Raw genomic sequence first — 19,962 nt, 5'->3', positions numbered from 1 at the left:
AAGTCATTCATGCGTCCGCCAGGGCCGCCGCCTCGTCGATTCCCACCGATACCAGCCGTGACACACCGGGCTCCTGCATCGTCACGCCCATCAATCGTTCGGCAGCTTCCATGGCAATCTTGTTATGCGTGATGTAAATGAACTGAACACTCTCGGACATTTCCTTCACCAACTTGGCATAACGTCCCACGTTGGCATCATCCAGCGGCGCATCGACTTCGTCCAGCATGCAAAACGGAGCCGGATTGAGCTGGAAGATCGCGAAGACCAGCGACAGTGCCGTCAGCGCTTTTTCTCCCCCGGAGAGAAGATGGATGGTGGTGTTTTTCTTGCCCGGCGGCCGCGCCATGATGGCCACGCCCGTCTCTAACAAATCCTCGCCGGTCAGTGTCAACCACGCGGCCCCGCCGCCGAAGACCTTGGGAAAAAGTTCACCGAAGCCTTCGTTGACTTGATCGAAAGTCTGCTTGAAGCGCGTTCGCGTTTCCTGATCGATGCGACGAATCGCCTTCTCCAGGGTCTCGATGGCCTCGCTCAGTTCGGCATGCTGGGCCTCGAGATAGTCACGGCGCTCGGCCTGCTGGTCGTACTCCTCGATGGCCGCCAGGTTGATGGCGCCCAGGCGGCGGACCTTCTCGGCGATCTCGTCGAGCCGGGTCTGCCAGGCCGATTCGGTGGCGTTGGGATCGAGCCCTTCCTGAAGACCGGCGACATCGTGCCCGAGTTCCTCGAGCTGTGCATCCTCGGCATCGGCCTTCAGCTTCAGGGCCTGAACCTGCATGCGCGCTTCCTCGAGCCGACCGCGCAAGCCATCGAGATTGCGCTCGTGTTGCTGACGCTTGGCTTCGGTGTCGCGCAGTGTCTCGGCCAGCTGATGGGCACGGTCACGGGCGGCATTGAGCGTCGCTTCCTCGCGACCCCGACGGTCGAGCAGCTCGTCGAGCCGTTCGCGGGTTTCCTCTTCCGGCTCGCGCAGCGTGGCACGCTGCTCTTCGAGCATGGCGAGCTTCTCGGCCAGGCGCGCGCGCTGATCGTGCGAGCGCGCGGTCTGCTGCTCGAGCCCGGCACGCTCCGTCTCCAAACGCTGACGCTCCATCGCCAGCTGCTGTTGCCGCTCGCGCGCGGGCGCCACTTGCTGGCGCAGCGACTGGGCTTTCTCACGTGCCTCGCGACGCTTCTTCTCCAGCGACTCGCGGGTCTGGCTGTTGGCATCGACGTCGTGCATGGCGGCTTGCCAGCGCTCGCGCGTTTCCTCGAGTTCCAGACGCCGCTCGGCATGACGTTCGGTCAATTGCGCGATCTCGTCATCGAGTTCGCGGGCACGTGCGTCGAGTTGCTCCAGGCGACTGGCCAGCCCCGCCTCGCGCGAGGCCACCTGCTGGCGACGCTGGCCCAGCTCGCGCTCGCGCAGACGCAGGGATTCGAGCTCGCCGGCGCTGCGCTCCACGGCCTCGCGCGACGTCTGCAGGCGCTCTTCCAGGGTCTCGAGCGAGGCCTCGAGCGCCGCGATGTCGGCCTGCAGGGTCTCGCGGCGACGCCGCTGCACCAGCACGCCGTCGCTGCTGGCCTCCTCGCCTCGACGACGCACCCAGCCGGCCCCCAGCCAGAGTCCGCTCGGCGCGATCACGCTTTCCCCCGGCGCCAACTCGTCGCGCAGCGCCCAGGCGCTCGCCTCGTCGTCGGCACACTGCACGGTGTCGAGCCAGGACTGCAGGGCGCCCGCACCTTCGACCTGCGCCCCCAGAGTGCCGGCCCGGGGCGCACCGGCGTCGCCATCGAGCAACGCCAGTTCGGCGGGTGGCGCGGTACCCAACAACGCGGCCATGGCCGAGGCATCCACCACCCGCGCCTTGAGCCAGGGGGCCAGGACCCACGCCACCGCCGTCTCCCAGGGTTCGGCGACCTCCAGGCGCTCCGCCAGGCGCGGCGCCTGTTGCATGCCGTGTTGCGCCAGGTGCGCATCCAGCGCGGCATCGTCGTCGGCCAGCGCCGCGTCGAGCAGGGCCTCCACCGAGGCCAGCTCGCCTTGCAGGCGGCTCAACTGCGTGCGCTGGGCATCGCGCTGGGCGGCGGCATCGTCGAGCCCCGCCTGGGCCTGCTCGCGTTGCTGCTGTAGACCGTCGCGCTGGCTTTCCAGGGCTTCCTGGTCGAGATCCAGCGCCGTCAGCTGCTCGCGCAATTCGCTGCGCTCATCGCGCAGCGCATCGACATCGGGCACCTCCTCGCGTTGCTGGCGACGCTTATGGATCTGGGCGTCGAGCTCGGCAATGGCGTTTTCGAGGCGCCGCACGTCATCCTGGGCACGTTCGGCACCATGCGCCACGTCGCGGTCGCTTTCGTTGAAGCGTTCCCATTCCTGCTGCGCGGCGGTGGCTTCCTCGTCGGCGGCATCCAGCGATTCCTGGAGCATTTCCAGGGTTTCCTGGGCCTCCTCCAGCTCGGGCGCGATGCTTTCCAGGCGCTCGTCCAGGGCCGCGCGACGCTCGTCGTCGTGGGCGCCCAACTGTTCCAGCTCGGTGAGCTCGCGACGGGCGTCGTCGATGTCCTGGGCGAGTTGCTGATCGCGCGAGCGGGCGTGTTCGATGGACTGCTCGATGCGCGCGATGGCGGCGCCGGTCTCGTAGAAACGTGCCTGGTGGGCCTCCAGTTCGGCGGCGATCTCATCATGCGCCAGGCGCGACTCTTCCAGTTGGCTCTCGCATTGGCGCTGACCGAGGATCTCGCGCTCGACCTGGGTTTCCAGCTCGCGTACCTGGCGCTCCTGGCCTTCCTGCTGGCTGCGCAGCGCCCGACCGCGCAACAATGCCAGTTCGCCCTTGAGACGATACTCGTCGTCCTTGAGGGTCTGGTAACGGCGCGCGGCATCGGCCTGACGCTTCAGGCGCTCGAGCTGCTTGTCGAGCTCTTCGCGAATGTCGTCGAGTCGCTCGAGGTTTTCCTGGGTGCGGCGCAGGCGGTTCTCGGTTTCGCGACGGCGCTCCTTGTACTTGGAAATGCCGGCCGCTTCCTCCAGCGTCGAGCGCAGCTCCTCGGGACGCGCCTCGACCAGCCGCGAGATCATGCCCTGCCCGATGATGGCGTAGGAGCGCGGCCCCAGCCCGGTCCCCAGGAAAAGATCGGAGATGTCGCGACGGCGACACTTCTGGCCATTGAAGAAGTAGTTGGACTGACTGTCGCGGGTGACCTGGCGCTTGACCGAGATCTCGGCGTACTGGGCATAGGCGCCGCCCATGGTGCCGTCGCTGTTGTCGAATACCAGCTCGATGGAGGCCTGGCCCACCGGCGAGCGTCCGGTGGAACCGTTGAAGATGACATCGGTCATCGACTCCCCGCGCAGCGTCTTGGCGGAGGATTCGCCCATCACCCAGCGCACGGCGTCGATGATGTTCGACTTGCCGCAACCATTGGGGCCGACGATGGCGGTCATGTTGCCGGCGAACGGCACATTGACCGCATCGACGAACGACTTGAAACCGACCAGCTTGATGGACGTGAGGCGCATGCGCAGCCAGGATTCCTAACTAAACAGTGAGTCGTGGCCCGGCGGCGCCGGGCCATGAGAGCCCGCAGTCTATCCGAGGCGCGGGCGTGGCCCAAGCCCCTCGCGCCCAAACCCCATCGTTCGAGACATCGCCGGGATTTGCCGCCTCGCCCCGCCTTGCTATGATGCCGAAGGATCATCCGAGGGAGAGGGTCATGTCGCACGTTACGCCGCACTATCTGCAGCGCCTGCCGAACCTGCCACTGTCGGACGCCGCCTGGGAGGAAATCGACGCCACCGACTTCGTCGAGATTCCCCTGCTGGGCGTGGTTGCCGCCGGCCTGCCCATGGAGGCCTGCCGCGACGACGAGGCCATTCACGTGCCGTCGCGCATGGTTCGTCGCAACACCTACGCGCTGCGCGTGCGTGGCGATTCGATGATCGACTGCAACATCTTCGATGGCGACATCATCATCATCGAGCGTTTCGAATCCGCCGAGAACGGGGAAACCGCCGTGGTGTTGATCAACAATCAGGAAGTCACCCTCAAGAAGCTGTTCATCGAGAAATCCGGCGTGCGCCTGCAGCCGGCCAACGATGACATGCCGCCGATTTATCTCAAGAACGACGACGTCCAGGTGCTCGGCCTGGTGATGGGCGTGATGCGCCACGCCGCCACGAGCCACTGATGCGTTACGAGATTCCCGACCTGGCGCCCGGCGAGCATCTGGAGCACGAAATCGAGATCGAGAAAAGCCGTTTCATCACCTGGACGGCGTTCGTGCCCGACCCCGCCAGTTTCGAGGCCCTGCTGACACGGGCACGGGAGGCACATCCCAATGCCAGCCATCACTGCACGGCCTACAACGCCGGTGCCCCGGGCGAGCAGAACGCCATCGGCTTTTCCGACGACGGCGAACCCGGCGGTACCGCGGGGCGCCCCATGTATCAGGCACTGGAAGGATCGGGAATGGGCCAGGTGGGCTGCGTGGTGATTCGCTACTTCGGCGGCACCAAGCTCGGCACCGGCGGGCTGGTACGCGCCTACACCCAGGCGGTGGTCAAGGCGCTGGAACGGTTGCCGCGCCGCGCCTTCGTCGAGCGTCGCCCGCTGACGGTGCGCGTCGATTTCGCCGGCGAGGCCATCGCCCGGGAATGGTTCGCCACCCAGGATGCGCGCGTGGAGGGAGCCGACTACGCGGGCGATGGCGTCACGCTCGACGTGGCCTGGCCCCGCGAACGCGACGCCGACCTGAGCGAGCTGACGTCGCGTCTCAAGGGGCGGCTCACCCGGCTCGATGCTTCAACCTAGGTACTTGATCATCACCCCCGCCGCCACCGCCGACCCGATGACGCCCGCCACGTTGGGCCCCATGGCGTGCATCAGCAGGAAATTCTGCGGGTTGTGACGCAGTCCCTCCTTGTTCGAGACCCGTGCCGCCATGGGCACCGCCGAGACGCCGGCCGAGCCGATCAGCGGATTGATCGGCTCGCGCGTCAGGCGATTCATCAGCTTGGCCATCAGGACACCGCAGGCGGTACCGATGCCGAAGGCCACCACGCCCAACGCCAGAATGCCCAGGGTCTCCACGGTGAGAAAGCGATCGGCCACCAGCTTTGACCCCACGGACAGCCCCAGGAAAATGGTGGTGATGTTGATCAGCGCATTTTGCGTGGTATCCGACAAGCGCTCGACCACGCCGCATTCGCGCATCAGATTGCCGAAGCAGAACATGCCCAGCAGCGGCGCAGCATCCGGCAGGCAGAGCGCGACCAGGATCAGCAAGACCAGGGGAAAGAAGATCTTCTCGGTCTTCGAGACCGGCCGCAGCTGCGTCATGGCGATGCGGCGTTCCTTGTCGGAGGTCAGCGCGCGCATGATCGGCGGCTGAATCAAGGGCACCAGCGCCATGTAGGAATAGGACGCCACGGCGATCGCCCCGAGCAGCTCCGGTGCCAGCAGGCTCGAGACATAGATCGAGGTGGGTCCGTCGGCACCGCCGATGATGCCGATGGCGGCCGCCTGCTTGAGAGAGAAGTCCATGACGCCCAGTGCCGATAGCGCGACCGCGCCCAGCAGGGTGGCGAAGATGCCGAACTGGGCGGCGGCGCCCAGGAACAGCGTCTTGGGGTTGGCCAGCAGCGGACCGAAATCGGTCATCGCCCCGACGCCCATGAAGATCACCAGCGGGGCCACGCCGGAGGCGATGGCGACGCTGTAGAAATTGTAGAGCATGCCGTTGGTGTATCCAGCGCCTTCCGCCACGTCTCCCGCCGCGCGCAGCACCGCCGGTGCGGTATCGCCGTGCAGCGCCTGGGTCAGGCTCGCCCGCCAGGTTTCGATGCCCGCCCCCGGGGTGAGCCCCACGTCGAGCGCCCCGGCCAGGGCGCGCAGCACATCGCCGCCACCGAGATGCACGGCCTGCTCCGCCGCGGACAGCGCCAGCCCCGCCTGCGGAATGTTGGCGAGTATTCCCCCGAAGCCGATCGGTACCAGCAAGAGCGGCTCGAAGCCCTTGCGGATGGCCAGAAACAGCAGTACCAGCCCGACGAGAATCATCGCCGCCTGGCCGATGCTCATGTTGTAGAGGCCCGAGCCTTGCCATAGGCCTAGCAATTTATCCATGCGACGCGCCTCACAAACGGATCAGTTCGTCACCGACGGCGACGCTGTCGCCCTCCTTGACCGCGACGGCGGAGACGGTGCCCGCTTGCGCCGCGCGCACTTCGGTTTCCATCTTCATCGCCTCGAGGATGATCACCACATCGCCCTCGGCGACGCTGTCGCCGGCGGCGACATTGACCTTGAAGATGTTGCCGGCCAGCGGCGCAGTGATCGCCTCGCCGCTGGCCGGCGCAGGCGCCGCCGTGGGCGCGGGCGACGCGTCCGCCCGGGCAGCCACCTGCGAGACCTCGCCGCCCTCGGCCACCTCGACCACGTAGGCCTTGCCGTTGACGGTGACGGTATAGGTTTCAGGCGCGCGGGGCGCGGCGGACGGTGCCGTGGCAGGCGACTCGTCACGGGATGGCGGCGGCGTCTCCCCCGGCGCTTGCGGTGCCGGCTCGAACGCCGAGGGGTCGTCGCGGTGGGCGAGGAACTTGAAGCCGATCTGCGGGAACAGTGCGTAGGTGAGCACGTCGTCGGTCTCGCGCTCGCCCTCGGCCAGACGTACCGCGTCCGTCCGGGCCTTTTCCTTGAGCTCCGCCGCAAGGCGTTCCATCTCCGGCGCCAGACGGTCGGCGGGTCGGCAGGTGATCGGCTGCTCTCCCGCCAGGGCACGCGCCTGCAAGTCCGCATCGAAGGGCGCCGGCGCGGCGCCGTATTCACCCTTGAGCAGCGCCTGCACCTCCTTGGAGATCGACTGATAGCGGCTGCCCATCATCACGTTCATCACCGCCTGGGTCCCGACGATCTGCGACGTGGGCGTGACCAGGGGAATGTACCCCAGGTCCTCGCGCACACGGGGAATTTCGCCGAGTACTTCGTCGAGCCGGTCTCCCGCGCCTTGCTCCTTGAGCTGGCCTTCCATGTTGGTGAGCATGCCGCCGGGCACCTGCGCCACCAGGATGCGCGAGTCGATGCCGCGCAGCGAGCCTTCGAACGCCGTGTATTTCTTGCGCACCTCACGAAAATAGGCGGCGATGTCCTCGAGCAGCTCGAGGTCGAGCCCGGTATCGCGCGGCGTCTCGCGCAGCATCGCCACCAGGGACTCGGTTGGGCTGTGGCCGTAGGTCATCGCCATCGACGAGATCGCCGTGTCGACGGTGTCGGCGCCGGCCTCGACGGCCTTGAGCAGCGTCGCGGTGGAAAGCCCCGTGGTGGCATGGCAATGCACATGGATGGGCAAGGCCACGGTCTGCTTGAGCCGCGAGACCAGCTCATGCGCCATGTAGGGTGTCAGTAGACCGGCCATGTCCTTGATCGCCAGCGAGTGCGCGCCCATGTCCTCGATGCGCTTGGCCATGTCCAGCCAGCTTTCCAGGGTGTGCACGGGGCTCACGGTGTACGCCAGGGTGCCCTGGGCATGTCCCTCGCAAGCCACCACGGCCTTGAGCGCGCGTTCCAGATTGCGGGTGTCGTTCATGGCGTCGAAGACCCGGAACACATCCACGCCATTGGCCCGGGCACGCTCGACGAACGCATCGACCACGTCGTCGGCGTAGTGCCGATAGCCGAGCAGGTTCTGACCTCGCAGCAGCATCTGCTGCGGGGTGTTGGGCATGGCTTCCTTCAGAGCCCGAATACGCGCCCAGGGGTCCTCGCCCAGATAGCGAATGCAGGCGTCGAAAGTCGCGCCGCCCCAGGATTCCAGCGACCAGAATCCCACGCGGTCGAGTTTCTCGGCGATGGGCAGCATGTCGTCCAGGCGCATGCGCGTGGCGAAGAGGGATTGGTGCGCGTCGCGCAGCACCACGTCGGTAATGCCCAGCGGACGTTGAGTATCGCTCATGGCCCTTCCTGATTGTGAAGAATGCGGGGTCTTGTCGAAGCGTGTCGATGCGCGGCGGCGAGAGGGTCGCTCAATCGCCGTGATGACGGCGGTAACGCTTGACCGCCGCGCCGATCACCGCCAGCAGCTCGGGATCATCGGACGGTGCCCGGGCGCTTGGCGACGGAGAGGGCGCCTCGGGCGGCGCGAAGCGCATCACCAGCCGCGACATGCCGCTGGTCGCCGCGACCAGCAGCGTCAAGAACACGAACACGAAGCCCATGCCGAAAGCCATCAGGCTCAAGCCTTCCTGCAACAGCAACGAATCGGACATTGGCGTTTTCCTTATCGTCCGGAGGTAATGACATAATACCCTGCCCGATTCGCGGGATTTTGCAATGACACCAAGGGTGATGACGACGACATGACGCAAGTGGCCAGCGGGCGCATCGGTCTGGCACCGATGGAAGGGGTGATCGATGTGGTCACGCGTGAACTGTTGAGCGCCGACGGTGCGCTCGACTGGACGGTGACCGAGTTCGTGCGCGTGGTCGACACCCGTCTGCCGGCGCGGGTATTCCTGCGTCACTGCCCGGAGCTGGAAACCGCCGCTTGTGCCACTGCCTCCGGCACCCCGGTTCACCTGCAATTGCTGGGGTCCGATCCCGAAGCACTGGCGGCGAACGCAGTGCGTGCCCAGGCGCTCGGCGCACGCCAGGTCGATCTCAACTTCGGTTGCCCGGCGAAAACCGTCAACCGCCACGACGGCGGAGCATCGTTGCTGCGCCAGCCCGAGCGCGTCCACACCGTCGTGCGTGCCGTTGCCGAGGCATTGGCACCGCTGGGCATCGCCGTGACCGCCAAGATCCGCCTGGGCTTCGACGACAAGCATGTCGCGCTGGCCTGCGCCGAGGCCGCCGAGAGCGGGGGCGCGGCCCACCTGGTCGTGCACGCCCGCACCCGTCGCGAAGGGTATCGGCCGCCGGCCCACTGGGAATGGATCGGCAGGATACAGGCCCGTCTGTCGATTCCGGTGATCGCCAACGGCGATATCTGGACACTGGAGGATTACTGGAAGGCTCGCACCCTGTCGGGGTGCGCGGACGTGATGCTGGGTCGCAGCATTCTCGCCGACCCCTGGCTGGCACGCCGCATCAAGCATTGGCAACGCCACGGCGAGACGCTCCCGGCGACGCCCTGGTCGGCCCGCGCCGAGATACTCCATGCCTATGCCCAGCGCATGCGCGCGCATTTACCCGAGAAGGTCGTGGTGTCGCTGCTCAAGCAGTGGCTCAACCAGATGCGCGGACGTCACGAGGAAGCCGCCCGGCGTTTCGCCGCCTTGCGGCGACGCACCGAGCTTGCCGATTTTCTAGCCGGCCTGGGGCCAATGACGCCTGCCACCGACACGCAGCCACGGGTCGATGCGAGCGGTGAACGGGCCTGATGCCGAATTATAAAACACTGTTCACGATAACGGCGGCGCGGTAGAATTCTCACCTCACTCACACCGTTCGCACGCTCATGAAAATCACGCGCATCGCCTACTACAATATGCTGGGGCTGGTTCTGCTCCTCAGCTGGTGGTGGCCTCACCTCCCGCTGTGGACGACCCTGGACGACGACGTCTTCTGGCTCTTCAACCGGACGCTCTCGATCGCCGATCATCCGCTGTGGACGACCTTGGTCGCCATCTTCAACAACCGCGGCTTCGATGCCGTCAGCTTCTTGATCCTGGCGGCGATCTTCACCTGGGCGGTACGTCGGGACCCGCGCCCGCAACGCCTGCAGCGCTGGATCGCCATCGGCCTGACCATGCTGATCACCGCCGGTCTGGTGAGCCTGCTGGTCAACAAGCTGGTGACGTACGGTCACCCCAGTCCGACCCTCACCCACGCCGGCGTCCATCTGCTCTCCCAGGAAGTGCCTTTCGCGACCAAGGACGCCTCCGGCAACAGTTTTCCGGGCGATCATGGCCTGATGTTGATGACGTTTGCTGCCTTCATGTGGCACTTCGCCGGACGCCGAGTGGGGCTGGTCAGCGTCGCGGCGGTGATCGTGCTGAGTGCACCCCGCATCATCGGTGGCGGCCACTGGTTCAGCGATGTCTACATGGGGGCCCTGGCCATCGCCCTGCTGACGCTCCCCTGGGTGCTGTGCACCGCCTGCGCCGCGCGCCTCAGCGAGCGGCTTCAGCATGGGCTCGCCCGCTTGATGTCACGCCTTGATCACTGAATCGTCATGCCGCCGAGGGGGCGAGAACGCACAGGCCTCCGCCCCTTCGGCGATTCGCTGATCGGGAAGCGGCGACAGCGTCTCGAACGCGTCCCATGCCATGACGCGATCGCGCCCGGCATGCTTGGCGGCGTACAGCCGTCGGTCGGCCAGTTCGATCATCTCGCCAAGCGTCGCGGCTTCATCCTCGGCCGCGATGCCCTGGCTGACGGTCATGCCAAGCGACTTGTCGGGCAATGCCAGGGGCTGCTCGCGTACCAGCGCGGCGATACGCTCCGCCACCGTCATGGCGGCACCACGCGTCATGCCGGGCAGCAACAGCATGAATTCCTCGCCACCGTAGCGGCCCAGCATGTCACCTTCTCGCAGGCCCTGCTGCAAGCAGTTCACCAGGTGACACAGGGCTGCATCCCCCGTGGCATGGCCATGCAGGTCGTTGAAGCGCTTGAAATGATCGACGTCCAGCAGCACCAGCGCGAAGGGACACTGCGCGCGACGCCAGCGCTCGGCGATGGACAGGATCGCACGCCGGTTGAGCGCGCCGGTCAACATGTCGTGCAGCGCCTCACGGCGGTAGGTGCGCTCGAGGCGCTCGGTGACGCCTTCCAGCCCCATGAGCACACCGCCGAACAGCATCCCCATCATGGCCAGATTGATCCATAACAGCCCCGTGGCCATGGCCGGAGAAAGAGACGCCGGCGGCATGTCGCGGTGCACACTCATCAGCAAGACGCCGACCATACCCACCAGCAGGCATGACAAGACGATCTTGCAGGATTTCGGCAGCGCGCTGATATGCAGCACGAGCAACGCCAGCCCGACATAGAATTCGAACCCGACGCCGGCGCCGTAGAGGCGGATGGCCTCGCAAATGAGCAACACCATCACCGCCCACAACAGTCCCGCGCCCCATGCCATGTGGCCCCGCAGATGCAGGCCACGTGCAACCAGCGTCGCCACCAGGCTGGCCAGCACGATCCCCACCGGCCATGGGTGTCCCAGCCAGAGAAACAACGGCATCATCAAGCCGGCATAGGCCACCAGCGCCATGCCGTAAAGATGGGCGAAAGTGTCGAAATAGCGACGGCGTTCCGGTGGCAAAGGACAGCGCGGCGGCAGCGGCGGCCCTCCTTCGCCCCATGGGCGATGTAGACGTAGTGGCATGATCAACGAATCCCTTTTCATTGCGTTAGGCCACGTCATGCGACGGACCTTCCCCTGCATCGATTCCCTAGCAAGGTTAGCCAGACTCGGCGTATCAAAAGGACGATTCGTGTATGAATTTAGCCACTTTGCGGCATGAAATTCGTCAAACGCCAAATAAGCAAAACGCCATGTTGCATGCACCGTTGCGCTCGGCTATCCGTACTAGACTCACGGTTCCGCTCAGGCCGTCGTCTCGACGGACTCCAGCTCGCCCATTACCAACTGATCGCGGCCAGCGGACTTGGCGCGATACAGGCGACGGTCGGCCAGATCGATCACCTCGGATAGCAAGGCCGCTTCGTCGGAAGCGGCAAGCCCCATGGAAAACGTGACGGGCAGCGTCAGCGTATCCAGCTGGCAGGGACGATCCGACAGACACTGCCGAATGTGCGCCGCCACCGCGAGCACCTCCTCGCGTTCGCTTTCGGGCAGCACGATCAGGAACTCCTCTCCGCCGACACGTCCCAGCCGATCATGCTCCCGCAAGGCACCCCGCAGGGTGTTCGCCAGGTGACGCAGCACTTCATCTCCAGCCGTATGGCCGTATTCGTCGTTGATCTGCTTGAAATGATCGGCGTCGAGCAACAGCAGCGTGAAGTGGCGTTGCTGATGCCACAGCATGTCGGCTTCGTGGAAGATGGCACGACGGTTGAGCACCGTGGTGAGATAGTCATGGGTGGCGTCGCGCCGGAAATGATGTTCGCAGCGCTCGGTGATCACGTGCAGTCGCCACATGATCAGCCCAAGGACCAGGAAGACTGCCACCAGGTTGATGATCTGCAGTTCCTGGTGCAAGGCAGTACCACCCGCCATCCAGGGAGTGGCAAGCGGTGCCAGCGTCAGGGTCGCCACCGCGACGCTACCGATCGAAACGCTCATCGCGACCTTGTAACGCGCCCCCATGTCGCTGATCAGCATTTCGCACAGCAGCAGGAAAAAATAATACTCGAACCCGGCGTCAGGGCCGAGCCCGAATATGCTCAGCGACAGCACCACCAGCGTGACCGTCATCTTGACGGTCATCGCGCGTCTCAGCTGCAAGCGCCGGTGCAGCATCAATGCCACCGCGTTGGCCGCCACGCAGGCCAGGTTCAGGAGGGTCACCCAAGGCATCTGCAAGCCGATCAGGACACAGGCATATGCCATGTGTCCCAAGCTCGCGATCAAGAAGATCTGCGACATGACCTCGTAACCGCGTCGCCGCTCCAGCGGCAGCCCCCCCGGGGCATCGCACGACCACTGCCAGAGCCGTAGCCAGGCCCATGAGTTCATTTGGATATCCCTTTCTGCCCGCGCCGCGCTGCGCAATGACAACGCAATGTCCCCACCTCCGAACCGGCATCGGGGCAAGGATCGTTGTGTATCGCCACCAGGTAACGGCATCCCGCCAGTTTAGGTACCTTTGCACTCGGGCCCGCTTCCAGCGGCATTGACTAAGAAAGCTTAGCCAATATGCGCTCGAGCGCTAGCAAAACGTAAACTAATGTTACTCTAATGTCGCCATATGGCGTCACTAGTGGCTTCCGGGTGAACATGAGAAGGTTGGCGGCTGGCAAGCATGCCGACTTTCATGATCTACCAAGGATGCCGACCTCCATGTCACGACTACTACACCATGACGACCTGGGAAAATTGCTCCTGCGCCTGGCCGTGGGTGGGTTGATACTTCTACATGGCATCGACAAGCTGCTGAACCCCGCCAGCATCACCGACATCGGCAACATGCTCGATGCCATGGGCATCCCGGTTTTCCTGGCGTATGGCGTGCTGATCGGGGAAATCGTCGCACCTTTGATGGTGATTCTCGGCTGGCAGGCACGCATCGGCGGTCTGTTGATGGCCGGCAACATGCTGGTCGCGTTCGTGCTGGTGCATCACGACGAATGGCTGGCGCTCAACGCCCAGGGCGGCTGGGCGCTGGAGTTGCAGGGGCTGTTCCTGATCGGCGCGCTGGCGATCGCTTTCATGGGAAGCGGGCGCCTGGCGATGCATCCCGACTGACCCGCTCTCTCGGTCCCGGCCGTCAGGATTCGGGCGGGACATCCAGGGCGGCCAGGCGCGCGGCCAGCAATGCCGGAAAACGCTTGAACCAGGTCTGATTGAGTGGCGAGGGATGCGGCAGCGGCGCCAGGCGAAACTCGCCCCCGCGCCCGTCGGGCAGGAACAGCGGCGTCGTGTGCACGGCCTCGAAACGGTCCTCGCGGGCCCAGAAGGCCTCGAGTTCGCGCTTGATATCGCGAGGCTGTCCGATGGCAAACCACAGGAAGGCCTCGCGCCCCAGCGTGATCAGCGTCCGGCCCTGCCAGTGATCGATCAGAAGTTCCGCCATCAAGGGCTGAAAGCGCTTCTTGACCGCCATCGACCATGCCTTGTTGCCACGTGGCTTGTAGGGCACGGTATTGGCCCAGAAATACTGCCGCCCCACGTCGAGCGATGCCTGGAAATCGGGCAGCGCTTCACCGTATCGGTGGCGGTAGAGCTCGGCGCGCACTTTCTGTCCACCACTGCCCACGAAGGGCTCGCCATGTTCGACTTCACGGCGCCCGGGGTCGCGCCCGAAGAAACCGAGCGGCGCCGCACGCGGCCCCAGGCCGATGATCGGCTCGCATGGATCGCGACCGTAAGTGCGGTACACGTCGAGATCCACGCCCTCGAGCGCGTCGGCTTCGCGACGAAACGCCGTGCGTAACGCCGGGGGCAAGGTTACGTCTTGCGACATGCGGAGATTCCTTTCTCGCCTTGCAGGCAATATCGATGATGCCGCGCCCGGCATCGTTTCCTCGCGGGGCGCGGCATGGCTCGCTTACCAGCTTCCGGTATTTTCCATCGAGGCCCACGGCTCCTGTACGGGCAGCGCATCGCCTTTTTGCAGCAACTCCACGGAGATGCCGTCCGGCGAGCGGACGAAGGCCATGTGACCGTCGCGCGGGGGCCGATTGATGGTCACGCCGTTGTCCATCAAGTGCTGGCAAAGCGCATAGATATCCTCGACCCGATATGCCAGGTGGCCGAAGTTGCGTCCGCCCGTATAGGTCTCGGGGTCCCAGTTGTAGGTCAGCTCCAGCTCGGGGGCCTTCAACTCTTGCGAGCGCTGCTCGTCGTCGGGCGCGGCAAGGAACACCAGCGTGAAGCGGCCCTTTTCGTTCTCCTTGCGGCGAACCTCCTTGAGGCCCAGCAGGTCGCAATAGAAATGCAGCGACGCGTCGAGATCGGCGACACGAACCATCGTATGCAGGTACTGCATGGTAATCTCCCCCTGATGTTATGCAGGCTAAACGTCAATGGTAAACCAGCCCGGCGATTGCCGCGAACGCTGGACCGCCCGGACCGCTTTGTTCATGCTTTCACGAGGCTCTCGATGACGACGTATTGCGACCACGCCCCCGGCCACCCGTTCCATGGCCCGTATCATGACAACGAATACGGATTTCCCGTACGCGACGACGATCGACTGTTCGAGCGCCTGATCCTGGAAATCAACCAGGCGGGCCTTTCCTGGCTGACGGTGCTCAAGAAGCGCGAGGCCTTCTCGGCAGCGTTCGATGACTTCGTCGTGGCACGCGTCGCCGCCTACGACGACACGCAGAGGGCGCGCCTGCTCGCCGATGCAGGTATCATCCGCAATCGGCGCAAGGTCGATGCCGCGATTCACAATGCCAATGTGGTGCTGGCATTGCAGCGCTCGCACGGCAGCTTTGCCGCCTGGCTCGATGCACATCATCCGCGTTCGCTGGACGAGTGGGTACGCCTGTTCAAACGCACCTTCCGGTTCACAGGCCCCGAGATCGTCAACGAGTTCCTGATGAGTACCGGCTACTTGCCGGGCGCGCATCGCGACGATTGCCCGGTGCAACGCCAGGTCATCGCACGGCGACCGCCGTGGCGCGACGCGACCTGACAGCGCATCGAGACGTCCCGCACGAATTGCCCAATGCCGCTTCCAGGGGAGACAACAGCGCATGGATTCACTGACGCAGGCCTGCCTGGGCGCCGCCATCGGCGGCACCGTGCTGGGCCGCCGTCTCGGCCGCAAGGCGGTCCTCGCCGGCGCCGCACTCGGCACGCTACCCGATCTCGATGTCGTCATCGATTATGGCGATGCCGTGGCGGACTATACCTATCATCGCGGCTTCAGCCATTCCTTGCTGGTGCTGGCGGCCCTGGCGCTATCGCTGACCTTGCTGGCCAGGGCGGGAGAGCGCTGGCGACGCGTCACGCCGCCCATCGGCACGCTGCGCTGGGGGCTGCTGTTCGGCGGCTGTCTGCTGACGCACCCCGTGCTGGATGCCTTTACCACATATGGCACCCAGCTCTGGTGGCCGCTGACCACGCCGCCGGTGAGCTGGCACAGCATCTTCATCATCGACCCGCTTTTCACGCTGCCCCTGCTGGTGGGCGTCGTCGCGGCCCTGATCAAGGGCGACTCGCCGCGCCTGCTGGGCTGGGGCCTGACGATCGCCTGCTTTTATCTGACCTTCGCGGTCGCCGCGCAGAACACGGTGAATGCACGCATCGCCCCGAGTCTCGCCAGTCTGGGACTCGACGAGGCCCCGCGCCTGGTTCAGCCGACACCGTTCAACACCCTGCTGTGGCGCGTCACGGTGGTCGAGGATGGCACCTATTACGAGGGGGTCGTGAGCCTCTTCGACGGTCAGACACCGCTGGCACTGACCCAGCTGCCGCGGGGGGCCGAATGGGAGGACGCGGCACTCGCCACGGCGGCCGGGCAACGCCTGCAATGGTTTGCCGGCCCCTTCCTGCGCTACCGTGTCGACTCGCACGAGGGCGAGACCCGATTGGTGGCCACCGACCTGCGCCTGGGCTCTCCGGGCTATCACATGTTCAACTTCACGCTCGCCGAGCGCACCGAGGATGGCTGGCGCCCCGTCGTCAGCGAACGGCTCGAGGGGCCACGCCCCGATGGCGACGCCTTTGCCGCGCTCTTTCAGCGTCTGCTCGTCCCTCAGGCCAACGCTTGCTTGCCGGTGGACGAACGCCTGGCGCGATGCCTGACGCCGAAGGTCGTGCCCTGATGCACGACGTACTGACGCACCTCGCGCAGGCATGAAAAAGGCGGCTTATGAAGAGCCGCCTCGGCGCATGGATATCACGCGATTGGCGCCCGCGGTGCGCGGTCAGAGACGCTCGGTCACGTAGTGCGTCACGGCCTGACGGGCCTCGCCCATCGCCCGATCCCGCAGCGCCTCGCCCATGTTGAGCCCCTCCGCATAGATCCAGTCGGTATCCTGGATGCCCATCAAGCCCAGCAGACTGTTGACGTGGCCGGTCTGGGTGTCCAGCGCGGTGCCCGCATATTGACCGCCGCGCGCCGCCAGTATCAGCGCGCGCTTGCCTTCCACCAGGCCCACCGGGCCGTTCTCGGTATACCGAAATGTCTTGCCGGCACGCAGCACACGATCGAACCAGGCCTTGAGCTGGCTGGGGATGCCGAGGTTGTACAACGGCACGGCCAGCACGATGAGATCGTGCGCCAGGAGTTCCTCGATCAGCGTATCGGAACGCGCCGCCAGATCGTGCTGGTGGGCGTCGCGCTCGGCGGGATCGGTCATCCAGCTGCGCATCTCCTCGCCGTCGAGGTGAGGAAGATCGAGCGTCACGACATCGCGCTCGGTGAGCTGGACATCGTCGCGCTGTTCGAGCTGCGCCTTGAAATGTGCCGCCAGCGCACGTGATTGTCCGTGCTCGCCGAGGATGGAGGCAGTCACCAGCAAGATGTTACGAACGGCCATGGGAGTATCCTTTTCGTCGGGTTACGGGGTTGTGTCCGCATGGCGACATTATTCGTTGTCATTTTTGAAAAGAAAAACGCAAAAAAGCCCATGAACCATTCGATGGCATGAACTGATTCTCTTCTACGTCTCGGCACTTTCGTGCGAGGCTCTTGATAGACATGCACGCCACAGGGCCCTGTCCTGAAGGGCCCTGTCGGGCGTAAGTCGCTTTCAGCGTTGCCGCCCAGTGCTCACATGCACCGACGGAACAGCACCTTGAAATCCTCGACGGTCAGGGCCACAGGGTTCCCTCCACAGCTGGGGTCCTCGATAGCCATGGCAGCCAATTCGTCGATGCGCGCCGGATCGGCGCCGACCTCGGAGAGCGTACGCGGGATCCCCATCTGATCGTTGAGCGCTTGCACGAATGCCCTGAAACCGTCGAAGCCGCCCTCGATCCCCAGGTAGGCCGCCGCCATGTCGAACCGTTCGCGGATGCTATCGGCGTTGAACGCCAGCACCGCCGGCATGCAGATCGCATTAGTGGTGCCATGGTGAGCATTGAACACCGCGCCAATGGGGTGACTCATCGCATGGATGGCCCCCAACCCCTTCTGAAAGGCAGTTGAGCCCATCATCGCCGCACTCATCATGTGCGCACGAGCCTCGATATCGGTGCCGTCGGCATAAGCGCGTGGCAGATATTCCTTGACCAGCCGCATCCCTTCCAGTGCGATGCCTTGGCTCATCGGATGATAATGCGGGCTCGAGAACGCTTCCACGCAGTGAGCAAACGCATCGAGCCCGGTGCCAGCGGTGATCGCCCTGGGCATGCCTATCGTCAGTTCGGGATCACAGATCACCACCCTGGGCAGGACTCTGGGGTGGAAGATGATCTTCTTTTCATGGGTCTTGGCGTTGGTAATGACGCTGGCCCGCCCCACCTCCGAGCCGGTCCCGGCCGTGGTAGGCACGGCCACGATGGGGGCGATCGCGTCGGCATCGGCCCGCGTCCACCAGTCGTCGATATCCTCGAAGTCCCACACCGGGCGCGTCTGACCCGACATGAAGGCCACCATCTTGCCCAGGTCCAGCCCGGAGCCACCGCCAAACGCGACCACCCCGTCATGCCCCCCCGCCCGAAAGGCCTCGATCCCTGCCGTCAGGTTGCACTCGTTGGGGTTGGGATCGACTTCGGCGAAGAGCCCCCGTCCCAGCCCCGAGGCCTCCAGGATGTCCAGCGCGGCAGCGGTGACGGGCAGCTCGGCCAGACCGCGATCCGTCACCAGCAGCGGTCGGGTGATGCCCGCCTCGGCACAGGCCGCGGGCAACTCCTTGATCCGACCCGCCCCGAAACGGATGGCGGTGGGATACGTCCAGTTTCCAGTCAATGTCATGTCGCCACCCTCTTCAACCTGTTGTTGTTTTCTTCATGTCGTTTTTCTTTATGTCGTTTTCTTTATGTCGTTTTCTTTAGATAGTAGGACTTGGGGCGTGTCAGGTTGTGATAGCCAATCACCGACAAGCCACCACCGCGCCCCGACTCCTTGCAGCCGGTCCAGCACAGGCCAGGATCCAGATAATCCGCACGATTCATGAATACGGTACCGGTCTCGACCCGATCACCCACTCGCTGGGCACGCGCGATATCGGCCGTCCACAGGCTCGCGGTCAGCCCGAACCGGCTGTCATTCATGAGACGAATGGCCTCTTCATCACCACTCACCTTCATGATGCCGACCACCGGACCGAAGGTTTCCTCGCGCATCACACGCATGTCATGCGTTACCTCGGTAAGGATCTGCGGACTCAGGTAGGTGCCGCCGTCATCTTCGGGTTTCTGCGTGACATGGGCCCTCGCGCCGGCGGCCAAGGCCTCATCGATCTGGCTACGGACCTCCCTGGCAAAACGGATGTTCGCCATCGGACCGATATCCGTATCGGCGGCCAGCGGATTGCCGAGCTTGTAGCCCTCGACGATCGCTACCGCCTTGTCGACGAAGGCTTCATAGAGGCTCTCGTGCACATAGATGCGTTCGATCCCGCAGCAGCATTGGCCTGAATTGAACATCGCGCCGTCGATCAGGGCCGCCACCGCGGCATCGAGGTCGGCATCCTCCATGACATAGCCTGGATCCTTGCCGCCCAGCTCGAGCCCTAGCCCGGTAAAAGTACCGGCCGCCGCCTGTTCCATGGCACGTCCACCGTCCACGGAACCGGTGAAGTTGACGAAATCGAACGCTCGATCGGCAAGCAGCGTCGAGGTGGTGGCGTGATCCAGAAAGACATTCTGGAACACTGCCTCGGGCACGCCGGCCGAATGGAAGGCACGCGCCATCCGCTCGCCTGCCAGCAGGGTCTGGGTGGCATGCTTCAACAGTACGCTGTTGCCTGCGATCAGCGCCGGCGCCACCGTGTTGATCGCCGTCATATAGGGGTAGTTCCAGGGGGCCACTACCAGCACCACCCCATGCGGAATGCGCTTGATGTAGCGTTTGACGGTGGCGTCCTCGCCCACCGCAATATCGGCCAGCGCCTCTTCGGCGATGGTCGCCATATGGTTACCCCGTTCTTCGAAGCCACCGAACTCGCCACCGTAGCGAACCGGGCGCCCCATCATCTGCGCGAGCTCCGGCACCAGTTCGTCATTCATCGCTCCCACGGCGGCGATGCCGGCCCGCACCAGATCGATGCGCTCCCGGAGAGGACGTGCGGCCCACTCGGCCTGGGCCGCACGCGCCCGATCCGCTGCCTGCCGTGCAGCCTCGGGCGACAGCGCCTCACGCTCGGCGAAGACCGACCCATCGATCGGCGAGATACATCTCAGAATATGCCCCATCATCCCCTCCCGTTTGCCATTTCCCGTTTTGCGGACCTG

General features: G+C 64.8%; 18 protein-coding genes. 7 read left to right on the top strand and 11 right to left on the bottom strand.

Annotated features, from left to right (window positions below; translation table 11 throughout):
- Window positions 1-7 precede the first annotated feature (7 nt).
- On the bottom strand, window positions 8-3,502 hold the full coding sequence (smc, locus tag ABGX75_RS04995; RefSeq protein ID WP_035414598.1) for a chromosome segregation protein SMC: 3,495 nt from the start codon (window positions 3,500-3,502) through the stop codon (window positions 8-10).
- 194 nt (window positions 3,503-3,696) lie between these two features.
- On the opposite strand from smc, the gene ABGX75_RS04990 reads away from it, so the two are divergent.
- Entirely contained in the window at window positions 3,697-4,170 is a 474-nt protein-coding gene (locus ABGX75_RS04990; RefSeq protein ID WP_011506003.1) for a LexA family transcriptional regulator, read from the top strand.
- Window positions 4,170-4,793, top strand: a complete 624-nt coding sequence (locus ABGX75_RS04985) for a YigZ family protein (protein WP_035414596.1) — start codon at window positions 4,170-4,172, stop codon at window positions 4,791-4,793. Before ABGX75_RS04990 ends, ABGX75_RS04985 begins: the two co-directional genes overlap by 1 nt.
- Here ABGX75_RS04985 and ABGX75_RS04980 read toward each other — a convergent pair.
- The 3 genes from ABGX75_RS04980 to ABGX75_RS04970 form a co-directional block, all read right to left on the bottom strand.
- A complete protein-coding gene (locus tag ABGX75_RS04980) occupies window positions 4,785-6,107 on the bottom strand; it encodes a sodium ion-translocating decarboxylase subunit beta (protein ID WP_011506001.1) in 1,323 nt (440 codons plus the stop codon). The genes ABGX75_RS04985 and ABGX75_RS04980 overlap by 9 nt on opposite strands.
- A gap of 10 nt (window positions 6,108-6,117) precedes the next feature.
- Window positions 6,118-7,932, bottom strand: coding sequence for a sodium-extruding oxaloacetate decarboxylase subunit alpha (gene oadA, locus ABGX75_RS04975; protein ID WP_287125015.1), 1,815 nt, complete (start codon window positions 7,930-7,932; stop codon window positions 6,118-6,120).
- Between the two features lie 70 nt (window positions 7,933-8,002).
- Complete coding sequence (locus ABGX75_RS04970) at window positions 8,003-8,245, bottom strand: OadG family protein (RefSeq protein WP_035414592.1); 243 nt, start codon at window positions 8,243-8,245, stop codon at window positions 8,003-8,005.
- Between the two features lie 90 nt (window positions 8,246-8,335).
- Between ABGX75_RS04970 and ABGX75_RS04965 the strand changes: the two genes are divergently transcribed.
- The gene (locus ABGX75_RS04965) at window positions 8,336-9,358 is read left to right on the top strand and encodes a tRNA-dihydrouridine synthase family protein (RefSeq protein WP_347410633.1); all 1,023 of its coding nucleotides are present in this window, start codon (window positions 8,336-8,338) and stop codon (window positions 9,356-9,358) included.
- 77 nt (window positions 9,359-9,435) lie between these two features.
- Window positions 9,436-10,146, top strand: coding sequence for a phosphatase PAP2 family protein (locus tag ABGX75_RS04960; RefSeq protein ID WP_011505997.1), 711 nt, complete (start codon window positions 9,436-9,438; stop codon window positions 10,144-10,146).
- On the opposite strand, the gene ABGX75_RS04955 is transcribed toward ABGX75_RS04960, so the two are convergent.
- Window positions 10,129-11,310 (bottom strand): GGDEF domain-containing protein, encoded by a 1,182-nt coding sequence (locus ABGX75_RS04955; RefSeq protein WP_181950021.1) that lies wholly within the window; start codon window positions 11,308-11,310, stop codon window positions 10,129-10,131. The two genes, ABGX75_RS04960 and ABGX75_RS04955, sit on opposite strands and share 18 nt — an antisense overlap.
- A 222-nt stretch (window positions 11,311-11,532) precedes the next feature.
- Window positions 11,533-12,624 (bottom strand): GGDEF domain-containing protein, encoded by a 1,092-nt coding sequence (locus tag ABGX75_RS04950; protein WP_347410632.1) that lies wholly within the window; start codon window positions 12,622-12,624, stop codon window positions 11,533-11,535.
- A 324-nt stretch (window positions 12,625-12,948) separates the two neighbouring features.
- Between ABGX75_RS04950 and ABGX75_RS04945 the strand changes: the two genes are divergently transcribed.
- On the top strand, window positions 12,949-13,353 hold the full coding sequence (locus ABGX75_RS04945) for a DoxX family protein (protein WP_347410631.1): 405 nt from the start codon (window positions 12,949-12,951) through the stop codon (window positions 13,351-13,353).
- A gap of 22 nt (window positions 13,354-13,375) precedes the next feature.
- On the opposite strand, the gene ABGX75_RS04940 is transcribed toward ABGX75_RS04945, so the two are convergent.
- Together ABGX75_RS04940 and ABGX75_RS04935 are read right to left on the bottom strand one after the other, a co-directional pair.
- A complete protein-coding gene (locus ABGX75_RS04940; protein WP_043557932.1) occupies window positions 13,376-14,071 on the bottom strand; it encodes a uracil-DNA glycosylase family protein in 696 nt (231 codons plus the stop codon).
- Window positions 14,072-14,155: 84 nt separating this feature from the next.
- On the bottom strand, window positions 14,156-14,596 hold the full coding sequence (locus ABGX75_RS04935) for a VOC family protein (RefSeq protein ID WP_011505992.1): 441 nt from the start codon (window positions 14,594-14,596) through the stop codon (window positions 14,156-14,158).
- Window positions 14,597-14,710: 114 nt separating this feature from the next.
- Here ABGX75_RS04935 and ABGX75_RS04930 point away from each other — a divergent pair, with 114 nt between their 5' ends.
- On the top strand, window positions 14,711-15,250 hold the full coding sequence (locus ABGX75_RS04930) for a DNA-3-methyladenine glycosylase I (protein ID WP_110061900.1): 540 nt from the start codon (window positions 14,711-14,713) through the stop codon (window positions 15,248-15,250).
- 61 nt (window positions 15,251-15,311) lie between these two features.
- Window positions 15,312-16,385 (top strand): metal-dependent hydrolase, encoded by a 1,074-nt coding sequence (locus ABGX75_RS04925; protein ID WP_347410630.1) that lies wholly within the window; start codon window positions 15,312-15,314, stop codon window positions 16,383-16,385.
- Window positions 16,386-16,487: 102 nt separating this feature from the next.
- Here ABGX75_RS04925 and ABGX75_RS04920 read toward each other — a convergent pair whose 3' ends face one another.
- The 3 genes from ABGX75_RS04920 to ABGX75_RS04910 form a co-directional block, all read right to left on the bottom strand.
- The gene (locus tag ABGX75_RS04920) at window positions 16,488-17,102 is read right to left on the bottom strand and encodes an NAD(P)H-dependent oxidoreductase (protein WP_011505989.1); all 615 of its coding nucleotides are present in this window, start codon (window positions 17,100-17,102) and stop codon (window positions 16,488-16,490) included.
- A gap of 233 nt (window positions 17,103-17,335) precedes the next feature.
- Window positions 17,336-18,481, bottom strand: a complete 1,146-nt coding sequence (locus tag ABGX75_RS04915; RefSeq protein ID WP_179152817.1) for an iron-containing alcohol dehydrogenase — start codon at window positions 18,479-18,481, stop codon at window positions 17,336-17,338.
- A gap of 62 nt (window positions 18,482-18,543) precedes the next feature.
- Window positions 18,544-19,923 carry an aldehyde dehydrogenase family protein gene (locus ABGX75_RS04910; protein ID WP_011505987.1) on the bottom strand — a complete coding sequence of 460 codons (1,380 nt, stop codon included), beginning with the start codon at window positions 19,921-19,923 and terminating at the stop codon, window positions 18,544-18,546.
- Window positions 19,924-19,962: the final 39 nt, after the last annotated feature.

It is taken from the genome of Chromohalobacter sp., from assembly GCF_039830575.1.
GTDB classification, from domain to species: domain Bacteria; phylum Pseudomonadota; class Gammaproteobacteria; order Pseudomonadales; family Halomonadaceae; genus Chromohalobacter; species Chromohalobacter israelensis.
Note: the sequence above shows the minus strand (reverse complement) of the source record. Positions and strands in the feature narration are given on the sequence as shown.

Coding starts and splice junctions, on each gene's coding strand:
- smc (WP_035414598.1), bottom strand. CDS start 3,502: ATGCGCCTCACGTCCATCAAGCTGGTCGGTTTCAAGTCGTTCGTCGAT.
- ABGX75_RS04990 (WP_011506003.1), top strand. CDS start 3,697: ATGTCGCACGTTACGCCGCACTATCTGCAGCGCCTGCCGAACCTGCCA.
- ABGX75_RS04985 (WP_035414596.1), top strand. CDS start 4,170: ATGCGTTACGAGATTCCCGACCTGGCGCCCGGCGAGCATCTGGAGCAC.
- ABGX75_RS04980 (WP_011506001.1), bottom strand. CDS start 6,107: ATGGATAAATTGCTAGGCCTATGGCAAGGCTCGGGCCTCTACAACATG.
- oadA (WP_287125015.1), bottom strand. CDS start 7,932: ATGAGCGATACTCAACGTCCGCTGGGCATTACCGACGTGGTGCTGCGC.
- ABGX75_RS04970 (WP_035414592.1), bottom strand. CDS start 8,245: ATGTCCGATTCGTTGCTGTTGCAGGAAGGCTTGAGCCTGATGGCTTTC.
- ABGX75_RS04965 (WP_347410633.1), top strand. CDS start 8,336: ATGACGCAAGTGGCCAGCGGGCGCATCGGTCTGGCACCGATGGAAGGG.
- ABGX75_RS04960 (WP_011505997.1), top strand. CDS start 9,436: ATGAAAATCACGCGCATCGCCTACTACAATATGCTGGGGCTGGTTCTG.
- ABGX75_RS04955 (WP_181950021.1), bottom strand. CDS start 11,310: ATGCCACTACGTCTACATCGCCCATGGGGCGAAGGAGGGCCGCCGCTG.
- ABGX75_RS04950 (WP_347410632.1), bottom strand. CDS start 12,624: ATGAACTCATGGGCCTGGCTACGGCTCTGGCAGTGGTCGTGCGATGCC.
- ABGX75_RS04945 (WP_347410631.1), top strand. CDS start 12,949: ATGTCACGACTACTACACCATGACGACCTGGGAAAATTGCTCCTGCGC.
- ABGX75_RS04940 (WP_043557932.1), bottom strand. CDS start 14,071: ATGTCGCAAGACGTAACCTTGCCCCCGGCGTTACGCACGGCGTTTCGT.
- ABGX75_RS04935 (WP_011505992.1), bottom strand. CDS start 14,596: ATGCAGTACCTGCATACGATGGTTCGTGTCGCCGATCTCGACGCGTCG.
- ABGX75_RS04930 (WP_110061900.1), top strand. CDS start 14,711: ATGACGACGTATTGCGACCACGCCCCCGGCCACCCGTTCCATGGCCCG.
- ABGX75_RS04925 (WP_347410630.1), top strand. CDS start 15,312: ATGGATTCACTGACGCAGGCCTGCCTGGGCGCCGCCATCGGCGGCACC.
- ABGX75_RS04920 (WP_011505989.1), bottom strand. CDS start 17,102: ATGGCCGTTCGTAACATCTTGCTGGTGACTGCCTCCATCCTCGGCGAG.
- ABGX75_RS04915 (WP_179152817.1), bottom strand. CDS start 18,481: ATGACATTGACTGGAAACTGGACGTATCCCACCGCCATCCGTTTCGGG.
- ABGX75_RS04910 (WP_011505987.1), bottom strand. CDS start 19,923: ATGGGGCATATTCTGAGATGTATCTCGCCGATCGATGGGTCGGTCTTC.